This is a genomic window from Marinobacterium sp. xm-d-564, assembly GCF_013283345.1.
Classification (GTDB): Bacteria; Pseudomonadota; Gammaproteobacteria; order Pseudomonadales; family Balneatricaceae; genus Marinobacterium_E.
On the sequence record NZ_WBYO01000004.1, the window covers coordinates 71588 to 94244 of the forward strand.

Below are 22657 nucleotides of genomic sequence, written 5' to 3' on the forward strand. Positions count from 1 at the left end.
CTGTTTGCGGCTCACTGCTTTACTTGCATTTGCGCTACTTCTCTCTGCTTGCAGCACAGGGTATGCCCCAGTTTCAGATCAGTCACTAGGTCTTCAGCGACCCACCATCGGTGCGGGTGAGTATCGTGTTCGATCGGGTGATACTTTGATTGGTATCGCCTTTAAATTAGGGATCGATCACAGAAGATTGGCCGCAATCAATGGCATTAAAGATAAAGATCTAATATACGCCGGCCAGGTTTTAAAAACTCAAGGCAGCCCTGTTGCTACTCCTTCAAAGCCCCCCTCTAGAGCGGTTGCTAAGCAATCAGTCAACAAAACCCCATCACCTAAAAAGAGAGTTGCGCCAGTCGTGACAAATTTTTCTTGGGGTTGGCCACATTCTGGCAAGATTCTTGCTAGGTATTCAGCTAAAGAGGGTGGCAATAAAGGTTTGGATATCTCTGGCAAACTGGGTGATGCAGTTAAAGCAGCAGCACCTGGGCAGGTGGTATATGCCGGCAGCGGTTTGCTAGGATACGGAAATCTTGTCATTATCAGTCATAGCCAAGAGTTTTTGAGTGCCTATGCGCACAACAGTAAAATTCTGGTTAAAGAGAATCAGCAGGTAAAAGCGGGGCAAGTGATTGCTGAGCTTGGAAGCAGCGGAGCAACGGTTCCCATGCTTCACTTTGAGATTCGAAAAGACGGTAAGCCGGTTGATCCGTTGCGCTATCTACCCAAACGATAGCCCGAACGTTTCAACAAGCCCTCACCCAATAGCTTGATGAAGTGAGTGCAGTATGAATTCAGACAGCAAGATTGAGTTCAATGATGAGTTGTCAGATGATTTAGATCTTTTAGATGGCGAACAGAATAATAATCAAAATGAGCATGAGACAGTCGTCGACTCTCGTCGTGGTAAAGACGGTGTCGCTCATGAAGATTTAATCTCAGCAGTTCAGCTGGACTCGACCCAACTCTACCTCAATGAAATTGGTGCTGCCTCGCTGTTGACGCCCGATGAAGAGAAATCTTTGGGTAGAGCGATCCAACAAGAGGGGTGCATGAAATCCCGTGCGCGAATGATCGAGGCTAATCTGAGGTTGGTGGTTAACATTGCGCGTCGTTACCAAAATCGCGGCTTATCACTGATGGATCTCGTTGAAGAGGGTAATCTTGGACTTATTCGTGCAGTAGAAAAGTTTGACCCTGAAAAAGGCTTTCGTTTTTCCACCTATGCCACTTGGTGGATTCGCCAAGCGGTTGAACGTGGGGTCATGAACCAGACGCGAACCATACGTCTACCCATCCATATTCTTAAAGAGTTGAACAACTATCTTCGCGTTGCACGTGAGCTCTCTCTTACACTGGATCGTGAGCCGACCCCAGAAGATGTGGCTCGTCATCTAGATGAGCCTCTGGAGAATGTTGAAAAGATTATGCGGTTGAATCAACGCGTTGGGTCTTTGGATATTGTGGCAACAGAGGATGGTCGATCGCTAACGGAAGTCATTTCGGATGAAAATGTTAAGTCCCCCGATGACCATAACGCCGATGAAGACCTTCACAAGAATCTAGAATATTGGATAGGCACGCTTCCAGAAAAACATTGCGAGGTTATCTCTCGACGCTTCGGCTTGCGTGGTTTTGATGCTCAGACCCTGGAAATGGTGGGTAATGAAATCGGCCTGACTCGCGAAAGGGTACGACAGATTCAGGTGGAAGGACTCAAAAAGCTTAGAGCGATCTGTTTAGAGAATGGTCTTAACGTCGATTCGCTGTTTAGGCTGTAGCTAACGCTCTAGTAACGCTAGCTTGTCGGTTTTTCCATTCCACTCTTCAGCATCAGAGAGTGGTGCCTTCCGGTAACGGATGTTTGGCCACTGCTCACTCAGTTCGGCATTGAGTTTGTAGTAGATATCCTCCTGTGGGAGAAGGTCATCCTCATGTTTAATAGCTTGAGCAGGGCATTCAGGTTCGCACAGTGCGCAATCGATACACTCATCAGGATGTATCACTAAGAAATTGGGGCCTTCGTAAAAACAATCCACGGGGCACACATCGACACAATCCGTATACTTACACTTGATACAGTTTTCGGTCACGATAAACGTCATGTGTTACCTCCCATCAGCTTTCTATTGAGTATAGATTAAGCGGATCAGTATTTCTCAACTAACTGTTTGAGCTCATAGATTAGGTCCAATGCCTCTCTGGGTGTGAGTGAGTCAGGATCCAATGCTTTTAACTTTAAGTCGCTCTCAGATGGAATAGGAGCGATAAAGAGATCGTTTTGTTGTGGTGATGCCGCTCCAGCTGTTTTGAGGCTGGTTGAAGTAAGAGGTTGAGATTGGCTCCCCTCTTCGAGCTGAATCAGTTTTGATCGGGCACTTTGAATCACTGAGCGAGGTACACCTGCCAATTGAGCAACTTGCAGACCGTAACTCTGGCTTGCAGGCCCCTCTTGGACCTCATGCATAAAGACAATATGGTCGTTATGTTCAACAGCCGTTAAGTGCACATTGACGACGCCGTCAATAAGCTCTGATAGTTGTGTCAGTTCAAAATAGTGGGTTGCGAATAGCGTCAAAGCTTTACACTCTTTAGCTAAATACTCTGCTGCGGACCATGCAAGTGATAGGCCATCAAAGGTGCTTGTGCCTCTTCCTACCTCATCCATTAGAACTAAAGAGCGCTCTGTTGCGTTATGCAGTATGTTAGCCGTTTCGGTCATCTCAACCATGAAGGTAGAGCGTCCGCCCGCCAGGTCATCGGAGCTACCCATTCGAGTGAAGATTTGATCGACGATGCCAATTTCCGCGCTGCTGGCCGGAACAAAGGAGCCAATCTGAGCCATTAAGGTAATGATGGCTATTTGTCGCATATAGGTGGATTTACCACCCATATTTGGACCGGTCACCATCAGCATCTGTCGTTCTGAATTGAGTTCGGCATTGTTGGCGACAAAGGGCGTGTCTAACACCTGTTCAACAACAGGGTGGCGACCTTCAGTAATCCTTAAACTAGCCGAATTAATCAAAGCTGGGCAGCTGTATTCCAAAGTAGAGGCGCGTTCAGCGAGGTTGCGGAGCAAATCTAACTCTGCCAGTGCCTCGGCTGATGAACGAAGAGGAGTAAGCTGTTCGGCAAGTAGATCGAGCAGCTCATCATAGAGGGCTTTTTCGCGGGCCAATGCACGGCTTTTCGCGCTAAGTGCTTTATCCTCAAACTCTTTAAGTTCCGGTGTTATAAAACGCTCTGCGTTCTTAAGAGTCTGACGGCGTTGATACTCTACTGGAGGTTCAAACTGTTGGGCTTTACCGACCTCAATAAAGTAGCCGTGCACGCGATTGTAGCCAACCTTAAGTGTGGCGATGCCTGTGCGAACTCGTTCACGTTCCTCGAGGTCAATTAGATAGCTACCTGCGTTTTCACTCAGGCCCTGAAGCTCATCAAGCTCAGCATCGTAGCCACTGGCAATGACACCGCCTTCACGAATGACAACGGGAGGATTCACTTTAATAGCTCGGCTCAAAAGCGAGGCTAGATCCGGAAAGGAAGAGACAGCCTGTTTGAGGTGGATGAGTCGATTGCCTTCGCAATCTGTCAGTAATTCTTGGATGTCTGGTAGCGCATTCAGTGCCAATTTGAGACGCTCTAGATCCCTTGGTCGAGCTGAGCGCAGAGCAACACGTGACAGAATTCGCTCTATATCGCCAATTGAGCGCATGACATCGTCAAAGGCTTCAAAACGGAACTGATCCAGCATCCATTGGATGGCTTGCTGTCGTTCTTGTAGAGCAGTGATATTACGAAGGGGTCTGTGCAGCCATCGGCGCAGCATTCTGGCAGCCATAGGTGTCTTAGTTCTATCTAAAACAGAGACCAGGGTTTGCTCGCTACCACCATTGAGGTTGACATCGATCTCAAGATTTTTACGTGTAGCGGCGTCGATATGAACCGCCTCGTTACCCTTATCTACGATTAAACTGTTGATGTGGGGTAGAGCGCTTCGCTGAGTATCTTTAGCGTATTGCATTAAACAGCCAGCCGCCGCAACAGCAAGTGACATGCCATCACAGCCAAACCCCACTAGGTCTCGAGTTTTGAATTGCTCGTTTAGGATTCGATGTGCGGTCTCAATCTCAAACGCCCAAGGTGGCTGGCGCCTCAGGCCAAGACCACGAAGCGACTGGATCCACTCTTGCTCAGCAAGCTCATCTGAGACAAGCAGCTCTGCAGGCTTTAGTCGCTCGATTTCGGAGTGTGCGAATGCTGAAGTGTCGAGTTCAGAGACATGAAAGCGACCTGCGCTAATGTCCAGTACTGCTAGGCCATATCGATTTTTATGTTCATAAATGGCGGCTAAAAGATTATCACGACGCTCCTCTAGAAACGCCTCGTCTGTCAATGTGCCAGGTGTGATGATTCGAGCAACTTGACGCTCAACCGGCCCCTTGCTGGTGGCTGGATCACCTACTTGCTCGCAGATGACAACGGACTCACCCAGTCTAACCAGCCTGGCGACGTAGCCCTCGGCTGAATGAAAAGGGACTCCGGCCATTGGAATGGGCTCACCGCCCGATTTGCCACGTGCAGTTAGCGAAATGTCCAACAGCTCGGCAGCTCGTTTAGCATCGTCGTAAAAAAGCTCATAAAAATCCCCCATGCGATAGAACAGAAATTCATGTGGGTGATCGGCTTTGATGCGTAAATACTGTTGCATCATTGGCGTGTGCTGGGAAAGATCTTGTGGACTATTGGACATAAAATTTACAATTATTAAAGCGAGCTAAAGATCAGATTCTACTTGAATCTGTTTGATTATCGAGTGACGAGAACAATAAATTTTAATGAAAGCTTTGACTGTGAAGAGTGATGAATAAGCAAATTGATCTGTTGGCTAAAAAGCTGATTGATGCACGATTAATGATGGCGACGGCAGAGTCTTGCACCGGCGGTGGTATTGCTCAGGCGCTCACTGATATATCGGGCTCATCACAGTGGTTTGATAGTGGTCTAGTTACCTACTCCAATGAAGCTAAGCAGCGTTTATTGGGTGTTCCAAACGAATTGATTGATCAGTGGGGTGCAGTAAGTGAGCCCGTTGCTAAGTCGATGGCTGAAGGGGCGGCAAATCAAGAGGGCGTGGATTTGGCGGTCGCTGTGACTGGTATAGCTGGTCCCACTGGTGGTAGTAAAGATAAGCCTGTCGGTACTGTATGGATTGCCTGGAAGATACCTAATAAACAGTCAGAAGCGCGCTGTTTTAAGTTCGATGGAGATCGTTCCGTAATTCGGCAGGCGACCATAAGTGCAGCTATTACGGGGCTCTTAGAGCGTTTGTGAAATTATTTTCGTATTCCTGTTTGACATATTTTTTACCTGTGCTTTAATACTGGTTATTAATACAGTAGTTAGCCAGTAGACAGCTCAAGGAATTTCTCATGGATCAGAATCGTAAGAAAGCATTAGACGCAGCACTCTCACAAATAGAACGACAGTTCGGTAAAGGCGCAGTCATGCGCATGGGTGAGCAGCCTCGTGAGGCTATCCCTGCAGTTTCAACTGGCTCACTAGGATTGGATATTGCCCTAGGTATAGGCGGTCTTCCTTACGGACGTGTTGTAGAGATCTACGGTCCAGAGTCCTCTGGTAAAACAACACTAACCCTGCAAGTGATAGCTGAAGCTCAAAAGCAGGGTAAAACTTGTGCATTCGTGGATGCTGAACACGCTTTAGATCCGATTTATGCTGAGAAACTTGGTGTTGATGTCGACTCGCTTCTTGTTTCTCAGCCGGACACAGGTGAACAAGCACTTGAAATTACCGACATGCTAACTCGCTCGGGCGCTGTTGATGTGATCATTGTCGATTCGGTTGCTGCATTGACGCCTAAAGCTGAAATCGAAGGTGATATGGGTGATTCGCACGTCGGTTTGCAAGCACGCTTGATGTCTCAAGCACTTCGTAAACTGACGGGTACCGTTAAACAGTCAGGTTGTTTGCTAGTCTTCATCAACCAGATTCGAATGAAAATCGGTGTCATGTTTGGTAACCCTGAAACGACTACGGGTGGTAATGCGCTTAAGTTTTACTCTTCAGTTCGTTTGGATATTCGCCGAACTGGTGCGGTAAAGCAGGGTGATGAGATTATCGGTAACGAGACTCGTGTAAAAGTTGTTAAAAACAAAGTTGCTCCGCCATTCCGCCAAGCAGAATTCCAGATTATGTACGGCAAAGGTATCTATCACATGGGCGAAGTAATCGACCTAGGTGTGCAGCAAAAGCTGATTGATAAGAGTGGTGCTTGGTACGCATACAATGGCGATAAGATCGGGCAGGGTAAAGCGAATGCAGCCAAGTTCCTGGAAGAAAATCCAGAGATCGCTAACGAAATTGAGTCACAAATTCGTAAAGAGTTGCTATCTGTACCAGCCAAGCCTGAAAAAGGTGATGAAGGTTCTGAAACTAATGCAGAGTTAGAATTTTAATCACAGAATAGAGGGGCTTCGGCCCCTTTTTTATTTCTATGCAAAAACGACAAAAGAGACCTATAGAAACAGAATCCGAGCTAAGGTCCTTTGCCTTCAGTTATTTGGCTAGGCAAGAGTATTCGCAGAGTCAATTACGTGAGCGTCTTGCAAAAAGATGTGAAAAACCTGAACTCATAGAGAGGGTGTTAACTTACCTTGTTGAAGAGGGGTATCAATCTGATAGCCGCTTTGCAGAGAGCTACATTCGAGTGAAATCCGATCAGGGGCAAGGTGGTAAGAAAATAGCTTTCGATCTGAGTCGTAAAGGAATTTCTAAGCAATTAATCGAAGAGTTATTAGATAGTCGCAAAGACGATCCCAAGCAGGTCGCGCTTGAGTATCTAAAACGCAAATTTGGTGAAGAGCCTCCTGAAGATATGAAAGTGAAAGCAAAATGGTTTAGACATATGGCTGGACGTGGTTTCAACTATGGTGAAATCGAATACGCATTTCGTTATCAAAATAGTGATCCCGATTACGACTAATCACCGTTAATTTGGTCAATTCCCCCGCACTACCCCCTACGAGTTTCACTCTAGTTTGTATATACTTAGCCGCTATTTTGCCAAGGTTGTACCTGTATCAATTTAGGTACGGCTATTTTGGTGTCAATTTAAGATGATAGAGACTCGGCTGATTCTATGAAAAAGATGACCAGTGCTGAAATTCGAAACGCATTTCTGGACTATTTTGCTAGTCAGGGACATGAGGTGGTTTCTTCAAGCCCACTGATCCCTGGCAACGATGCCACACTGCTTTTCACCAACGCAGGTATGGTTCAGTTTAAAGACGTATTCCTGGGTAGCGATAAACGCAACTACTCTCGAGCAACAACCTCGCAACGTTGTGTTCGTGCCGGTGGTAAACACAATGACCTAGAGAACGTAGGCTACACTGCTCGTCACCACACTTTCTTTGAAATGTTGGGTAACTTCAGCTTTGGCGATTACTTTAAAGAAGATGCCATTCTATTTGCTTGGACCTTCTTAACGGAAACCTTGGGTCTTCCAAAAGAGCGTCTATGGGTAACCGTTCACCACAGTGATGATGAGGCAGAACGTATCTGGAAAGAGACCATGGGTATCGACCCAGAGCGTTTCTCTAAGCTTGATGAAGATAACTTCTGGGCGATGGGTGATACAGGTCCTTGTGGTCCATGTACAGAGATTTTCTTCGATCATGGTCCTGATGTTTGGGGTGGCCCACCAGGAAGCCCAGAGGAAGATGGGGATCGATACATCGAGATCTGGAACGTTGTCTTTATGCAGTACAACCGTTCTGCTGATGGTGAAATGACACCGCTAGAGCGCCCTTCAATTGATACCGGTATGGGTCTTGAACGTATTGCTGCCGTTATGCAGGGCGTTCATTCGAACTACGAAATTGATCTGTTCCAAAACCTACTTGCAGCGACAGCTGAAGTAATTGGTACCAAGGATCGCGATAACAAATCACTTCGCGTAATCGCTGACCATATCCGTTCATGTTCATTCTTAATCACTGATGGCGTGACGCCTTCAAACGAAGGGCGTGGCTATGTTCTTCGTCGTATTATGCGCCGCGCCATTCGTCACGGTAATAAACTCGGTGCTCAAGGAACCTTCTTCTACAAATTGGTTGCGCCCCTAGTTAAAGAGATGGGCGAAGCCTATCCTGAGCTTGCAAAAATGCAGGAACAGGTTGAGCGAGTGCTTCTTAAAGAGGAGGAGCAGTTTGCTCGTACCCTAGACAAAGGACTGGCACTTCTTGAAGAGGAGATTGCAAATCTTCAGGGTACGGTCGTTCCTGGCTCAGCAGTATTCAAACTCTATGACACTTATGGTTTCCCGGTTGACTTGACCGCCGACGTTGCGCGCGAGCGTGAACTGACCATTGACATGGAAGGCTTTGAAGCAGCAATGGCTGATCAGCGTGAGCGCGCTCGTGCATCAGGATCTTTCAATGTGGATTACAACGATAAGCTAGAGATCGATGGCGTTACCGAGTTCTCTGGTTATGAGCTTCTGGAAGATCGTGTTGAGATTGAAGCGATCTTCAAAGAGGGCGAATCAGTCACAGAGCTATCTGCTGGAGAGTCCGGTCTTGTGGTTATGACTCGTACACCTTTCTACGCTGAATCGGGTGGTCAGGTCGGTGATACTGGTCAGCTGGTTTGGGATCGCGGTACGTTTGATGTGGCAAACTGTACAAAAGAGGGTAAGAGCCATGTCCATCACGGCTCTGTGACTGAGGGCGTTTTAAAGGTCGGAGACCAAGTTAACGCACTGGTTAACAAAGCTCGTCGTCAAGCTGCGGCTCTTAACCACTCAGCTACGCACCTTTTACATGAAGCGCTTCGTCGCGTGCTCGGAGAGCATGTGCAGCAGAAAGGCTCGCTGTGTAATGATGAACGTCTCCGTTTTGACTTCTCACACTTTGAAGCGGTTACTGACGAAGAGCTCAAAACCGTTGAACAGATGGTCAATGAACAGATTCGTGCAAATACGTCAGTAGAAACCGAAATCATGGCGATTGATGCTGCGAAGGAGCGCGGAGCTCAAGCCCTATTTGGTGAAAAGTACGATGATGAAGTACGTGTTCTATCCATGGGTGGCGACTTCTCAGTAGAGCTTTGTGGTGGTACTCATGCTTCTCGTACGGGTGATATCGGTATGATGAAGATTGTCTCTGAGTCGGGTATTGCATCAGGCGTGCGTCGTATCGAGGCGATTACCGGTCTTGCTGCTCTCAACTGGTTTGAAGAGAGTGAGTCACTACTGGGTGAACTCGGCGTAATGGTTAAAGGTTCTCGAGATTCACTGCTAGAGAAATTCCAAGCATTGAACGAACGTAGCCGTTCCCTTGAGAAAGAGATTGAACGATTGAATGCAAAACTGGCGGCTGCCCAGAGTGGTGAGCTGCTCTCGTCGGCGGTTGAGATCAACGGTATCAAGGTTTTGGCAACAGAAGTTCAAGGTGTTGACCCTAAATCACTTCGCGACATGCTGGATCAGCTTAAGAATAAGTTGGGTAGCGGTGTGGTTGTGCTTGCAGCACACGATGGTGAAAAGGTTAGCCTTGTCGCGGGTGTGACGAAAGATCTTACTGGTCAAGTAAAAGCGGGTGATCTGATTCGTGAGCTTGCCACTCAACTTGGCGGTAAAGGCGGTGGTCGACCCGATATGGCTCAGGGCGGTGGCACCGATATAGCGGCTCTTCCTCAGGCGATTGCTGCGGTACCGGAATTAGTTAGAGCTGCACTTTAATCGTGCAGCGTTAATTGGAAATAGAGATAGATGGCTTTATTTGTACAAAAATATGGCGGTACCTCAGTAGGTTCAGTAGAGCGTATTGAAGCAGTCGCTGACAAAGTAAAACGATTTAAGGATCAGGGTCACGACATTGTCGTGGTTGTCTCTGCAATGAGCGGTGAGACCAATCGTCTTATCGGTCTTGCTAAAGATATCACTGATAATCCAGATCCACGTGAATACGATGTTTTGGTATCAACGGGTGAGCAGGTGACGATTTCACTGCTCTCTATGGCTCTGAAAAAGCGTGGTCTAGGTGCGAAGTCTTACACTGGCGGTCAGGTTCGTATCCATACTGATAGCTCACACACCAAAGCGCGTATCCAAAGCATCGATACCAGCAAAATGCGTTCAGATCTTGATGAAGGTAACGTCATAGTTGTAGCCGGCTTCCAGGGCATGGATGATGACGGCAATATCACGACCCTAGGTCGCGGTGGTTCTGATACAACGGGTGTTGCTCTGGCGGCTGCTTTAAAAGCTGATGAGTGTCAGATCTATACGGATGTCGACGGCGTCTACACGACAGACCCGCGCGTGGTAGAAGGTGCCCGTCGTCTCGATAAAATCACCTTTGAAGAGATGCTAGAGATGGCCAGTCTCGGTTCAAAGGTTTTGCAGATTCGCTCGGTTGAATTTGCAGGTAAATACAATGTTCCATTACGTGTATTGTCTAGCTTCCAAGATGGTGGCGGTACACTTATTACTACAGAGGAAACTGATAGCGTGGAAAATCCAATTATTTCAGGCATCGCGTTTAACCGTGACGAAGCAAAACTGACGGTGTTGGGTGTGCCTGACCTTCCAGGTATTGCATCACGTATCCTAGGTCCTGTCTCGTCTGCCAATATCGAAGTAGATATGATCGTTCAAAACGTAGCAGCCGATCAGACTACCGACTTTACATTCACAGTACACCGTAATGATTACGATAAAGCCTTGGTTATCCTTGAAGAGACGGCTAACGAGCTAGGTGCGCGTGAAGTGAAAGGCGACAATAAGATTGCTAAAGTCTCTATCGTGGGTGTGGGTATGCGTTCTCACGCAGGCGTTGCAAGCAATATGTTCACAACCCTGGCTAAAGAGAATATCAATATTCAGATGATCTCAACTTCCGAGATCAAGGTCTCTGTAGTAATCTCAGAGAAGTATATGGAGCTAGCGGTTCGTGCACTGCACAGTGCGTTTGAACTCGATCAAGCAGACAGCGTCGCTGAATAATCGCTATCTAGCATAATTGGATTCGCACATGGCGATCACTTGGTCGCCTATCTTAAATGGATTTAGGAGAAGCTGATGCTAATACTGACAAGGCGAGTTGGTGAAACTCTAATGATTGGTGACAATATCAGTGTCACTGTTCTTGGTGTCAAAGGTAATCAGGTGCGAATCGGTGTGAATGCACCAAAAGATGTTTCCATTCATCGTGAAGAGATCTACCAAAGGATCTTGGATGAAAAAGAGCAGGAAAATAGCGGAAAGTCGTAAGTTTTTCCCTTTTAGGGTTTAACTTTAGTCACCTCTCTTGTACTATACGCGCCGTTGATCAGGAGCGGTGGCCGAGTGGCTGAAGGCGCACCCCTGCTAAGGGTGTATACGTTTACGCGTATCGAGGGTTCGAATCCCTCTCGCTCCGCCATCAAGATTAAGCGCCCGTAGCTCAGCTGGATAGAGTACCTGGCTACGAACCAGGCGGTCGCACGTTCGAATCGTGCCGGGCGCGCCAATCTTGAGTTTTCACTTCTTTAGTGTTTTCATCGACCAACATCTGAAATAAGCGCCCGTAGCTCAGCTGGATAGAGTACCTGGCTACGAACCAGGCGGTCGCACGTTCGAATCGTGCCGGGCGCGCCATTTCAGAATCACGCAATACTTCAGCGCCCGTAGCTCAGCTGGATAGAGTACCTGGCTACGAACCAGGCGGTCGCACGTTCGAATCGTGCCGGGCGCGCCATATTCAAAAGAAATGCCACCTTTATGGTGGCATTTTTTTTGATCTGGACTTGTCCAGCCGAGTCAGCGTGCTCGTTCGACTGAAGCGCAGGGCACCATCTCCACTACCCACCTTAAAACAAATTGAGACTTTCTCATTCTTTAGTCGCAATGAAAGTCATTCCGAAACTAACACTTATACGCCGTTACAGAGTGCGTAAATACTGCAGCTTCATTCGTAAGTTGACTGGTAAGTTAAAAAAACGACCTTTTTTGTAAATTCACTACATACAAAGTGGGCTTGATATGGCTGCGGGGCTATGGGATAACTGTTCCCTATGCTGTTGGGTAGGGGTTACTTTGCGCATAGATCCAAGGATTATGCCAAGCCCTTTGAATTATTTTTATTGGAGTAGAGTAGATGAATAGTCTGATATCAGAAGGCCTCAACCTTATGGTCTATGGTATGGGGTTCGTTTTCGTATTCCTTACGCTGCTGGTCATTGTCACTACATTGATGTCTAAGCTGGTAAACAAGTTTTTGCCAGAACCGATTGTAGAGCCAAAAGCCAAAGCGTCTGCGCCTCAAGCTGCAGGCAACAATGATGAGTTGTTGGCTGTATTGTCGGCAGCGGTTCATAAATACCGTAAGTAATTTTAGGCACTGCCTTTTAACAAGAGAGAACTTAAGTTTATGTCTGATGCAAATAAGCCTCTTGGTATCACGGATGTAGTTTTACGTGATGCGCACCAATCATTGTTTGCGACTCGTCTTCGCCTCGATGACATGCTTCCTATTGCTGAGAAGCTAGATAAGATTGGCTACTGGTCGCTAGAGAGTTGGGGTGGTGCCACTTTTGACTCATGTATTCGTTATCTAGGTGAAGATCCTTGGGATCGTATTCGCCAACTTAAAGCAGCAATGCCAAACACTCGCCAGCAGATGCTACTGCGCGGTCAAAACCTATTAGGTTACCGCCACTACGGTGATGATGTGGTCGAGCGTTTTGTTGAGCGTTCAGCAGAGAGCGGTATCGACGTATTCCGTATCTTCGATGCGATGAATGACCCTCGTAACCTTGAGAAAGCGATTGCGGCCGTTAAAGCGACTGGTAAGCACGCTCAGGGTACGATCTCTTACACTACTAGCCCAGTTCACACCATCGACATGTGGGTGGATTACGCTAAGACCCTTGAAGACATGGGTGCTGATTCAATCAACATCAAAGATATGTCAGGCATTTTGACCCCTTACGGTGCGTTTGATCTTGTATCTCGTCTGAAAGCTCAGACGGGGCTTGAAGTTCAGCTGCATGCTCACGCAACGGCAGGTCTGTCTGATATGACCATCCTGAAAGCGGTCGAAGCGGGCATTGATCGTGTTGATACAGCGATCTCTTCAATGTCGATGACCTACGGTCATACAGCAACAGAGTCTGTAGTAGCGGCTCTAGCAGGTACGGATCGTGATACCGGTCTAAACCTAGAAGCACTCGAAGAGATTGCAGCCTACTTCCGTGAAGTTCGTAAGAAGTACGCTAAATTTGAAGGCTCACTGCGTGGTACTGACAGCCGCATTCTAGTGGCTCAGGTTCCTGGTGGTATGTTGACCAACATGGAGAGTCAACTTAAAGAGCAGGGCGCAGCGGATAAGTTTGATGAAGTGTTGGCTGAGATCCCACGAGTACGTGAAGATCTTGGTTACATTCCACTGGTGACACCAACATCACAGATCGTTGGTACTCAAGCGGTTATCAATGTACTCGTTGGCGAGCGTTACAAAACTATATCTAAAGAAGTTCAGGGTATCCTTAAAGGTGAGTACGGTGCAGCTCCTGCGCCATACAATGCTGAGCTTCAGGCCAAAGTTCTTGATGGAGCAGAGGCTATCACTTGCCGTCCAGCTGATCTCATCGAGCCAGAGATGGATAAGCTTGTTGCAGAGCTTAAAGAGATCGCAGTTGAAAAGGGTATTGAGCTAGAAACGGGTGAGCGTGAAATTGATGACGTGCTTACTTACGCTCTGTTCCCTCAGATCGGCCTTAAATTCCTTGAAAATCGCGGTAACCCAGACGCGTTTGAACCAGTACCCACTTTAGAGGATGCGCTAGCTATGTCAGCACCTAAGAAATCAGGACCAGAAGTTTACACAATCACAGTCAATGGCCAGAACTACGTTGTTCAAGTGGCTGAAGGTGGTGACATTACAGCCGTTGCTCCTGCTGCTGCAGCACCTGCCGCTCCAGCCGCTGCGCCTGCAGGTTCAGGTGAGCCTGTGCCAGCTCCACTGGCCGGTAACATCTGGAAAGTTCAGGTCTCTGCTGGTCAAGCGGTTCAAGAGGGCGATGTGCTTGTTATCTTGGAAGCGATGAAGATGGAGACAGAAGTTCGTGCAGCGCGTGCTGGTACAGTGACTTCAGTTGACGTTAAAGAGGGCGATGCCGTTCAGGTTGGCGACTCTCTGGTATCTCTTGCCTAATTTGAGGTGACGGTTTAATGGAAAAGATCCTTCAACTGTGGGAAGCCTCGGGCATCTACAACATCTCAGCCGGTCAGGTAACTATGATCGCTGTTGGTTTGTTGTTGCTCTTTTTGGCAATCCGCAAAAACTTTGAGCCACTGCTGCTTGTGCCAATCGGTTTTGGTGGCATCATGGCGAATATTCCCGAGGCTGGACTCGCGTTTTCTGCAGTAGAGAATGCGGTTCACTTTGCAAAACCTGAAGTGCTTCAGGGTTTGGCTGCTTCATTGAATATTACCAGTGTGGATCCTCACGAGATACTGCATGCTTACCACGGCTCTAATCCGTCTACGCATCATGCAGCCACTATGGTTGCTGCTGACGCGGGTTACAGCAATGGTATGCTCTATAACTTCTACTCTGTAGCCATTGCTTCGGGTGTTGCTCCGCTACTGATCTTTATGGGCGTTGGTGCGATGACTGATTTTGGTCCGCTCCTTGCTAATCCAAAGACTCTATTCTTGGGTGCTGCAGCTCAGTTCGGCATCTTTGCAACGGTATTGGGTGCTGTGGGTCTTTCAGCGATGGGTATCATGGACTTCACAGTTCAAGATGCAGCTGCAATCGGTATCATAGGTGGCGCTGACGGTCCAACAGCTATTTACGTTGCCAGCATGCTTGCCCCTCAATTACTGGGTGCGATCGCTGTAGCTGCCTACTCATACATGGCACTAGTGCCAATGATTCAACCGCCAATCATGCGTGCATTGACGACTGAATCGGAGCGTAAGATCGCAATGCACCAGCTTCGTCATGTCTCTAAGACTGAGAAGATCATGTTCCCGATAGCGCTGTTGATTCTTGTCGCACTGTTGCTTCCGGATGCAGCCCCACTATTGGGTATGTTCTGTTTCGGTAACCTGATGCGTGAATGTGGCGTTGTGGACCGTCTGAGTGATACAGCACAGAATGCTCTAATCAACATCGTGACGATCTTCCTAGGTCTATCGGTTGGCTCTAAGTTGAGCGCTGATAAGTTCCTGGACTTGAACACACTGGGCATTTTGCTCCTTGGTATCGTTGCTTTTGGTATCGGTACAGCTGCAGGTGTCTTGATGGCTAAGCTGATGAATAAGCTTGAGGGTGGTAATGCAATCAACCCACTTATTGGTTCAGCGGGTGTCTCTGCTGTTCCTATGGCTGCTCGTGTTTCCAATAAGATCGGTTTAGAGGCTAACCCTCAAAACTTCTTGCTGATGCATGCCATGGGCCCTAACGTAGCAGGTGTGATTGGCTCTGCGGTTGCTGCAGGTGTCATGATTAAGTTTGTTGGTTAATCTTTGATTAACCATTATAAAAAGCGCCCTCGGGCGCTTTTTTGTTACCTGACAATTGTGAATTTTGAATATTCTCTAACTTTTTTTACAAAAGTGACTTCGTTTTATTTTTTATCGTCTATGCTGTGTATAGAGAAAGAAAATAGACCCGCAGTATAAAGGCAGTATCTGCGCTTTAGGAATTGAAGAATGAAGACGCTCAGTACAGGTGAAATCGCTAAGCTTTGCGACGTTAATTTACGAACCGTCATTCGTTGGATCGAGCGAGGGGCTTTAAAGGGCTTTAAACTTCCAGGTCGAGGGAATAACAGAGTTCGCGTAGAGGACTTCTTAGCCTTTCTGGTTGAGCATGAGATCCCGATTCCTGCTGAACTGCAGGAAGATAGTCGAAAGGTTCTTGTTGTAGATGATGAGCCTGCCATCGCACGTGCATTACAACGAGTGTTACGTAAGCATGGTTTGGTCGCAGAGGTGGCCGCTGATGGTTTTCAAGCGGGTACCAAGCTGATGAAAGATCGCCCAATTCTGGTGACCTTGGATCTCAGTATGCCGGGCCTAAGTGGTTACGATGTACTGAGTTTTGTTCGCGAAACTCCAGAAATAGCTTCAACCAAAATATTGGTCATCTCGGCATTGGGCAGTGAAGCCCTCCAAAAGGCGATCGATTTGGGAGCCGATGCGATTTTGAATAAGCCGTTTGATAATCATGAGTTGGTCGAAGTGATCAATAAGTTGGTTGGAACAGCGGCGAAAGCTGAAGATATTTAACAGCTATTCAGACAGCAAACCACAATAAAGCCCGCTAATGTTTGTTAGCGGGCTTTTTTTGTCATTAGCCGTTTAGTCAGCGATTTCTGAGCGATTCTTTCCCTCGGATTTTGCGAATTTCAGCGCTTTTTTCGCTGCTTTATAGAGCTCTTCAGGGTCATCACCGATATCGATTGCCTTGGCTGCTAGAGTGATTTGTATGTCGACTTTCTGGTTTCGCACTAGATAGCTACGTGAGGCCAGTTTCATTCTGACCCGTTCCATAATGCCGTTAATACAGTCCTCGGGAGCATACTGATTCAACATGATGCCAAACTCATCGTCCTCGGTACGAGCAATGATATCGCCTGAGCGAAGATTAAAGCTTAATAGTCTGCCGACCAATTTTAAAACGTCCTCACTGGTTTGAGGCCCGACAGACTCAACAATAGAGCTAAAATTATCTACATCTAAGAGAATTAGGTAGGAGGGTGCAACGCCTGGCAAGGCCGTGCCAACAATCGCTTGAGCCTCTACTTGCTCCATCAGAGCCGTTCTATTGAGTAGACCGGTCAGTGGATCAGTCGCAGTTAGGCTTTTCACTAGCTCATCGTAATTACGTTTCTCATCATCACGTTGTTTTTGAACGAGCTCTTCGTTAATGATCGCAAGCAGTTCACTATTGTCCCAGGGCTTGGACATGTAGCGGTGAATTCTACCTTCATTAATGGCACTCACCGTCATATCAAAATCTGAATAACCAGTCAGTAGAATACGAACCGTATTGGGTGTGATCGACATGGTTTTTGCCAGGAATTCATCACCTCTCATCTCAGGCATTCGCATGTCAGAAACAATCAGATCAACTTCATTGGACTCAAGGTACTTCAGGGCTTCCGGTGCCGATGTGAAACCGATAACTTCGTAGTGGCTTGAACGTAACACCCTGCGAAGCGAGTTAACGACAGACTCCTCATCATCCACGCATAAAATCTTAGCGGCTTCGGTCCGATCAAGGTATCGGCTATTGTCTAAAGAGCTCATCAGTACAACTGTCCTTCGGGTCATTTATGTCATATGACTTAAGGTATAGTTTAGGGTCTGGGATCTGTCAAATTGATCAGTAAAAATAATCTGTTTTTCATTGTGAAATGAGAGATAGGAGACTGGCACCCCAGAGACGATTCGAACGTCCGACCTACCCCTTAGGAGGGGGTTGCTCTATCCAGCTGAGCTACTGGGGCACTGGCAGTGAATTCTAAAGCCTCATTTCGACTATGCAATAGGATTCTGTTGAATTACTTAGACTAAAGAGTCCTTTTGAACAGACCAATGTCTAATTCTGACTTAGGGTAGCTCAGGTTATAAATATCGCACTTTAATAAATAGAGTGTGGCAATGATTGCCGTACCCAATCAATCTAAGGGAAAGAACTAATGAGCGATAAGATCTACCCAGTATCTGCAGAGTTTGCTGCTAACGCCCATGCTGATGAAGCTAAATACAACGAGATGTACCAGCAGTCAGTTGAGAACCCAGATGCGTTCTGGTCTGAGCAAGCTAAGCGTATCGACTGGATCAAGCCTTTCACTAAGGTTAAGCACACATCGTTTGATACTCATAATGTTGATATCCGTTGGTTCGAAGATGGTACGTTGAACGTTGCAGCAAACTGTTTGGATCGCCACTTAGAGACTCGTGGCGATCAGGTTGCGATTATCTGGGAAGGTGATAACCCAGAAGAAGATGAAAAGATCACTTACCGCGATCTTCACGAGCGTGTATGTAAGTTTGCCAACGTGCTTAAAGCGCAGGGTATTAGTAAAGGTGACGTAGTCACTCTTTACCTTCCAATGATCCCTGAAGCCGCTGTCGCTATGCTGGCTTGTGCTCGTGTTGGTGCCGTTCACTCGATTGTATTTGGTGGTTTCTCTCCAGAAGCGCTTGCAGCTCGTATAGAAGGCGCTAACTCTAAACTGGTTGTGACTTCTAACTTCTCACTTCGTGGTGGTAAAGCGGTTCCACTTAAAGCGAACGTTGATGAAGCTCTGACTCACCCTGGTGCAGCTAAGTTCTGTGAAAAAGTGGTTGTTGTAAACCGCGTTGATCAAGATGTTGCTTGGCATGAGAGCCGTGATGTTTGGTATGAAGAGGAGATGGCAAAAGCCTCTGCTGATTGCCCACCTGAAGAGATGAACGCTGAAGATCCACTGTTCATTCTTTACACTTCAGGCTCTACTGGCGCGCCTAAAGGTCTTAAGCACACCACAGGTGGTTACCTAGTCTACGCATCAATGACCCATCAGTACGTCTTTGATTACCAAGAGGGTGATATCTACTGGTGTACAGCCGATGTGGGTTGGGTAACAGGTCACAGCTACATTGTTTATGGTCCACTAGCAAACGGTGCAACGACCCTGATGTTTGAAGGTGTTCCAAGCTACCCAGATATGAGCCGTTTCGGTCGCGTTATCGAAAAACACAAAGTTAACCAATTCTACACCGCGCCCACGGCCATCCGTGCCTTGATGCAGAAAGGTGAAGATGTTCTAGGCGACTCTGATCTATCCTCTCTTAAACTGCTAGGTTCGGTTGGTGAGCCAATCAACCCAGAAGCTTGGGAGTGGTACAACCGTGTCATGGGTGCTGGTAAGTGCCCAATCGTTGATACTTGGTGGCAGACTGAGACAGGCGGCATCATGATCGTACCTCTACCTGGTGCGACAGCGACTAAGCCGGGTTCAGCAACTCGTCCATTCTTCGGTGTTCAGCCAGCGCTACTGGATAACGATGGCAAAGAGATTGAAGGTGCAGGTGAAGGTAACCTTGTCATTAAGGACTCTTGGCCTGGTCAATCTCGCTCAATCTGGGGCGACCACGAACGTTTCGGTCAGACTTACTTCTCTAGTTTCTCTGGCTACTACACAACGGGCGATGGCGCACGTCGTGATGAGGACGGCTACTACTGGATCACTGGTCGTGTAGACGATGTAATCAACGTATCTGGTCACCGTATGGGTACCGCAGAGGTTGAGTCTGCGTTGGTCGCTCACGAAGCGGTTGCTGAAGCTGCGGTGGTAGGTTACCCACACGATCTTAAAGGTCAGGGTATCTACTGTTACGTAACGCTGCAGGAAGGCATGGAAGCTTCTGATGAGCTTAAAGTGACACTGCGTAACTGGGTACGTACAGAGATTGGTCCAATTGCATCACCGGATTTGATTCAGTTCGCACCCGGTCTACCTAAGACACGTTCTGGTAAGATCATGCGTCGTATCCTTCGCAAGATTGCGGAAGACGATTTCGGTGCTCTTGGTGATACCTCTACCTTGGCAGATCCAAGTGTGGTGGATGACCTGATCGAAAACCGCATGAATCGTAAGAGCTAAACACTCTTATTAAAAAACCCACGACTCGTCGTGGGTTTTTTTATTTCCATTTGAACTGGAAACTAATCCATTATTCGATTAACTTATACCCTACAAAAAAGCGCTATACTGCCTTTCTAGGCTTGTCGGAGAATACTATGCAACTGGCTCAAAAAATTATCATTGCGGATGATCACCCACTGTTTCGTGCAGCGCTGAAACAGGCGGTTTCCCAAGCGGTTTCCGGAGTGGAGATTATCGAAGCGGATACTCTTGAGTCTGTTCAGAATGCCGTTGAAGAGCATGGTGATGCTGACTTGGTGCTTTTGGATATCCATATGCCAGGTGCTCAGGGTTTCTCTGGTCTGGTATTCCTTCGTGGTCAACACCCTGGTGTTCCAGTGATTGTCGTCTCAGGCAGTGAAGAGACTCATGTTATGAAGCGTGCGATCGATTACGGCGCGTCAGGCTTTATTCCTAAGTCATCTCCGCTAGAGACCATTTCAGAAGCGATTGTTGCTGTTCTTCAAGGTGATGAGTGGTTGCCAGAGGAGTTAGAAGAGTCAATGGATGACCTTGTTACAGACGAGGATCAGAAGTTTGCTGAAGCGATTGCCTCTTTGACGCCACAACAGTTCCGTGTACTGACGATGCTGACGGAAGGACTATTGAATAAACAGATCGCTTACGATTTAAACGTTTCTGAAGCCACCATCAAAGCTCACGTGACGGCGATTCTTCGTAAGTTGGGTGTCCACAGTCGGACCCAAGCTGTCATCGCTGCACAGCGTCTTGGAGTAGAACCTCCCAAGACAGAGGGTTAACACTGCTCATAAGAAAGCCGCTCATACTTGAAGCGGCTTTTTTGTATCTAAAGCTTATGTTGGCATCTAGGGTCTAACGTAGATATAACCCTGTTGCTGCAGTCGGACGATTTCAGGGAGTCCGGCTTTGACGACGTCCTCTTCACTGACATCGTAAAGTGCGTCGTAGCCTATTTTGTATCCGGTCAGTGAGTTTCCGCAAATGACAAACTCTGTCCCCATAAACTTCAGCGTATCTATGGCGCCCTGTTTAGCGGTATCGTCAACCGCCGACATGAAGTATTCGATAGCCTCTCCATGGATAACCGCTTTGATCTCGACACTGTCCTCACCCAATTCATTAATATGATTTGAGATGTTGCTGAAGGTGTGACCAATGCGTGATTCATCCCCATAGTTGATGTGATACACCACCTTTTGCGGCTCATAGTCGTTGGCCATGACTAGGGGGCTGGATAAAAGAGCAAACAGAGCGAAAGTCTTAAACATCTTCAGATACCTTAAATACAAAAAAGCCGGCTACGCGCCGGCTCTTGAAGCGTGTGTAACTCTTAGATTACATCTGCTTCTCAGTTTTTTCACCTGCTACTTCGATGTCGACACGGCGGTCTGGACGAAGACAGGCGATTAGTTGAGCGCCTTTGCCAGTACAGTTCGCTACCGGAGCTGTTTCACCTTTAGCATCCACTCGTAGTTTCCAATCCGTAACGCCAGCGCCTTTAAGCTCTGATGCAACAGCGGTAGCACGATCTAGTGATAGCTTCTGGTTGTAAGCGTCTGAACCGATGCGGTCTGCGTAGCCTACTAGCTTAACGCTCTCAAGGTATGAAAGTGATTTAATAAAATCAATTACGCTGCTAAGCGAGCCCACTTTGGTACTGTTGAAGTCAAAGTAGACAGCAAATTTACGTTTAGCTTCGACTTCGACCATTTTTGGTTCTGCTGGTTTTGCGATCTCCTCTTCTACAGCAGGAGCTGCAGTCATACATTCTGTAGCCGGCTCCATAAGTGTTGAGTTTGGAGTCATGATGCAGTTTCCATTACCGTCACGTACAAACGAGCCATCGGTTGCAGAGACTAGGTAGCCAGCATTTTCGCCATGGGCCATTGCTGAACCGCTAGCAATAGCTAGTAACATACTTGTAGCGAGTGCGATCTTTTTCATTATCTAATTCCTATCTTGTTCGACCTGTTGTTAAGTCTTAATGCCTATATTAACTGGGCTAGTCTTAACCCTAATTTAACTGTAGACCAAGATTTAAAAAAATGTGATTTAAGGTAAAACTTTTTTGTACGGCTTTACTTTAACCTCTGCGTAGACATCAGCGGCGACGTAGGGATCCGCATCTGCCCAAGATTTTGCATCTTCCAGAGAGGCAAATTCAGCGATCACTAGGCTGCCTGTGAACCCTGCTTCACCCGGATCTTCAGAATCGATCGCAGGGTGGGGGCCTGCAACCAGAAGTCGACCTTCAGCACTTAATGCTTTAAGTCTCTCTAAGTGCTCAGGGCGAGCAGCCAATCGGCGATCCAGTGAATTAGGTTTATCTTCAGAGATAATAGCGTAGTACATAAACACCTCTATTTTTCGGTGGGTGCTTCAGGCTCTTTTGCATGTTTTGCAATATAGAGGCCCTGAAGAATGATGAAAAGGATGGTTAAACCGAGCATACCGAAGAGTTTGAAATCGACCCAGATCTCTTCACTGAAGTTGTAGGCAACGTAGAGATTGACAATGCCGACTGCAACAAAGAAAACGACCCAAGCAAGATTCAAACGTGACCATACCGCTTTGGGTAACTCCATGCTTGAGCCCATCAGACGCTCAACGACGGTCTTGTCACCAATGAACTGAGTGGCTAAAAAGCCTACCGCAAATAGCCAGTTAACGATGGTCGGCTTCCACTGGATGAACGCTTTGTCTTGAAAGGCGAGTGTTGCACCACCCAGTAGAACCACTAAGACCAGTGTCACAAGCTGCATTTTCTCGATCTTGCCTTGAACTTTCCAAGAGTAGAGCATCTGCAAAAGGGTTGCCGGTATTAGAACAGCGGTCGCCAACAAAATGTCATTGGTGAACTTATAGACCGCAAAAAAGACGATAACTGGAAGAAAATCGAGTAGTATCTTCATAAAGAACCTCTGAAAAAATTTGCCACAGTATAAAAGCTCAAACGCAA

General features: G+C 47.2%; 21 protein-coding genes and 5 tRNA genes. 18 read left to right on the forward strand and 8 right to left on the reverse strand.

The features are described from left to right. Positions 1-4: 4 nt before the first annotated feature. Both XMD564_RS05905 and rpoS read left to right on the forward strand, forming a co-directional pair. Entirely contained in the window at positions 5-730 is a 726-nt protein-coding gene (locus XMD564_RS05905) for a peptidoglycan DD-metalloendopeptidase family protein (protein WP_217362076.1), read from the forward strand. 52 nt (positions 731-782) lie between these two features. Beyond that, complete coding sequence (gene rpoS / locus XMD564_RS05910) at positions 783-1775, forward strand: RNA polymerase sigma factor RpoS (RefSeq protein WP_173481435.1); 993 nt, start codon at positions 783-785, stop codon at positions 1773-1775. Here the strand turns inward: rpoS and fdxA are convergent, their stop codons facing one another. Both fdxA and mutS read right to left on the reverse strand, forming a co-directional pair. After that, complete coding sequence (gene fdxA, locus XMD564_RS05915; protein WP_173481434.1) at positions 1776-2099, reverse strand: ferredoxin FdxA; 324 nt, start codon at positions 2097-2099, stop codon at positions 1776-1778. Between the two features lie 44 nt (positions 2100-2143). Continuing rightward, a complete protein-coding gene (gene mutS / locus XMD564_RS05920; RefSeq protein ID WP_254445590.1) occupies positions 2144-4711 on the reverse strand; it encodes a DNA mismatch repair protein MutS in 2568 nt (855 codons plus the stop codon). 149 nt (positions 4712-4860) lie between these two features. On the opposite strand from mutS, the gene XMD564_RS05925 reads away from it, so the two are divergent. The 14 genes from XMD564_RS05925 (at position 4861) to XMD564_RS05990 (ending at position 16306) form a co-directional block, all read left to right on the forward strand. Further along, positions 4861-5331: a CinA family protein gene (locus XMD564_RS05925; protein WP_173484594.1), complete on the forward strand. Its 471-nt coding sequence runs from the start codon at positions 4861-4863 to the stop codon at positions 5329-5331. A gap of 98 nt (positions 5332-5429) precedes the next feature. Beyond that, positions 5430-6476 carry a recombinase RecA gene (gene recA / locus XMD564_RS05930; protein WP_173483400.1) on the forward strand — a complete coding sequence of 349 codons (1047 nt, stop codon included), beginning with the start codon at positions 5430-5432 and terminating at the stop codon, positions 6474-6476. 38 nt (positions 6477-6514) lie between these two features. Continuing rightward, a complete protein-coding gene (locus tag XMD564_RS05935) occupies positions 6515-7003 on the forward strand; it encodes a regulatory protein RecX (RefSeq protein WP_173495280.1) in 489 nt (162 codons plus the stop codon). Between the two features lie 165 nt (positions 7004-7168). After that, positions 7169-9763, forward strand: coding sequence for an alanine--tRNA ligase (alaS, locus tag XMD564_RS05940; RefSeq protein WP_173508012.1), 2595 nt, complete (start codon positions 7169-7171; stop codon positions 9761-9763). Between the two features lie 30 nt (positions 9764-9793). Next, positions 9794-11029 carry an aspartate kinase gene (locus tag XMD564_RS05945; protein ID WP_173481413.1) on the forward strand — a complete coding sequence of 412 codons (1236 nt, stop codon included), beginning with the start codon at positions 9794-9796 and terminating at the stop codon, positions 11027-11029. Positions 11030-11104: 75 nt separating this feature from the next. Then, a complete protein-coding gene (gene csrA / locus XMD564_RS05950; protein WP_173481412.1) occupies positions 11105-11296 on the forward strand; it encodes a carbon storage regulator CsrA in 192 nt (63 codons plus the stop codon). Positions 11297-11357: 61 nt separating this feature from the next. Continuing rightward, positions 11358-11447, forward strand: a tRNA-Ser gene (locus XMD564_RS05955). A 10-nt stretch (positions 11448-11457) separates the two neighbouring features. Beyond that, positions 11458-11534, forward strand: a tRNA-Arg gene (locus XMD564_RS05960). A gap of 51 nt (positions 11535-11585) precedes the next feature. Continuing rightward, a tRNA-Arg gene (locus XMD564_RS05965) sits at positions 11586-11662 on the forward strand. Between the two features lie 23 nt (positions 11663-11685). Then, positions 11686-11762 (forward strand) — tRNA-Arg (locus XMD564_RS05970). Positions 11763-12161: 399 nt separating this feature from the next. Next, entirely contained in the window at positions 12162-12395 is a 234-nt protein-coding gene (locus tag XMD564_RS05975) for an OadG family protein (RefSeq protein ID WP_173481411.1), read from the forward strand. Between the two features lie 39 nt (positions 12396-12434). Next, a complete protein-coding gene (oadA, locus tag XMD564_RS05980; protein ID WP_173507987.1) occupies positions 12435-14219 on the forward strand; it encodes a sodium-extruding oxaloacetate decarboxylase subunit alpha in 1785 nt (594 codons plus the stop codon). Positions 14220-14236: 17 nt separating this feature from the next. Then, the gene (locus tag XMD564_RS05985) at positions 14237-15538 is read left to right on the forward strand and encodes a sodium ion-translocating decarboxylase subunit beta (RefSeq protein ID WP_173484597.1); all 1302 of its coding nucleotides are present in this window, start codon (positions 14237-14239) and stop codon (positions 15536-15538) included. 189 nt (positions 15539-15727) lie between these two features. Then, positions 15728-16306 (forward strand): response regulator, encoded by a 579-nt coding sequence (locus XMD564_RS05990; protein ID WP_173484598.1) that lies wholly within the window; start codon positions 15728-15730, stop codon positions 16304-16306. A gap of 72 nt (positions 16307-16378) precedes the next feature. On the opposite strand, the gene XMD564_RS05995 is transcribed toward XMD564_RS05990, so the two are convergent. Together XMD564_RS05995 and XMD564_RS06000 are read right to left on the reverse strand one after the other, a co-directional pair. Next, entirely contained in the window at positions 16379-17329 is a 951-nt protein-coding gene (locus XMD564_RS05995; protein ID WP_173481407.1) for a diguanylate cyclase domain-containing protein, read from the reverse strand. Between the two features lie 123 nt (positions 17330-17452). Continuing rightward, positions 17453-17529, reverse strand: a tRNA-Arg gene (locus XMD564_RS06000). Between the two features lie 192 nt (positions 17530-17721). On the opposite strand from XMD564_RS06000, the gene acs reads away from it, so the two are divergent. Both acs and XMD564_RS06010 read left to right on the forward strand, forming a co-directional pair. Continuing rightward, positions 17722-19674 (forward strand): acetate--CoA ligase, encoded by a 1953-nt coding sequence (acs, locus tag XMD564_RS06005; protein ID WP_173484600.1) that lies wholly within the window; start codon positions 17722-17724, stop codon positions 19672-19674. 137 nt (positions 19675-19811) lie between these two features. After that, the gene (locus XMD564_RS06010; RefSeq protein WP_173481405.1) at positions 19812-20477 is read left to right on the forward strand and encodes a response regulator transcription factor; all 666 of its coding nucleotides are present in this window, start codon (positions 19812-19814) and stop codon (positions 20475-20477) included. A gap of 66 nt (positions 20478-20543) precedes the next feature. Here the strand turns inward: XMD564_RS06010 and XMD564_RS06015 are convergent, their stop codons facing one another. The 4 genes from XMD564_RS06015 to XMD564_RS06030 all read right to left on the reverse strand — a co-directional run bounded on the left by XMD564_RS06015 (position 20544) and on the right by XMD564_RS06030 (position 22610). Next, a complete protein-coding gene (locus XMD564_RS06015; protein ID WP_173481404.1) occupies positions 20544-20966 on the reverse strand; it encodes a DsrE family protein in 423 nt (140 codons plus the stop codon). Positions 20967-21033: 67 nt separating this feature from the next. Further along, positions 21034-21642, reverse strand: coding sequence for an OmpA family protein (locus XMD564_RS06020; protein WP_173484601.1), 609 nt, complete (start codon positions 21640-21642; stop codon positions 21034-21036). Positions 21643-21750: 108 nt separating this feature from the next. Next, on the reverse strand, positions 21751-22050 hold the full coding sequence (locus XMD564_RS06025) for a YciI family protein (protein WP_173481402.1): 300 nt from the start codon (positions 22048-22050) through the stop codon (positions 21751-21753). Positions 22051-22058: 8 nt separating this feature from the next. Then, a complete protein-coding gene (locus tag XMD564_RS06030) occupies positions 22059-22610 on the reverse strand; it encodes a septation protein A (protein ID WP_173481401.1) in 552 nt (183 codons plus the stop codon). Positions 22611-22657: the final 47 nt, after the last annotated feature.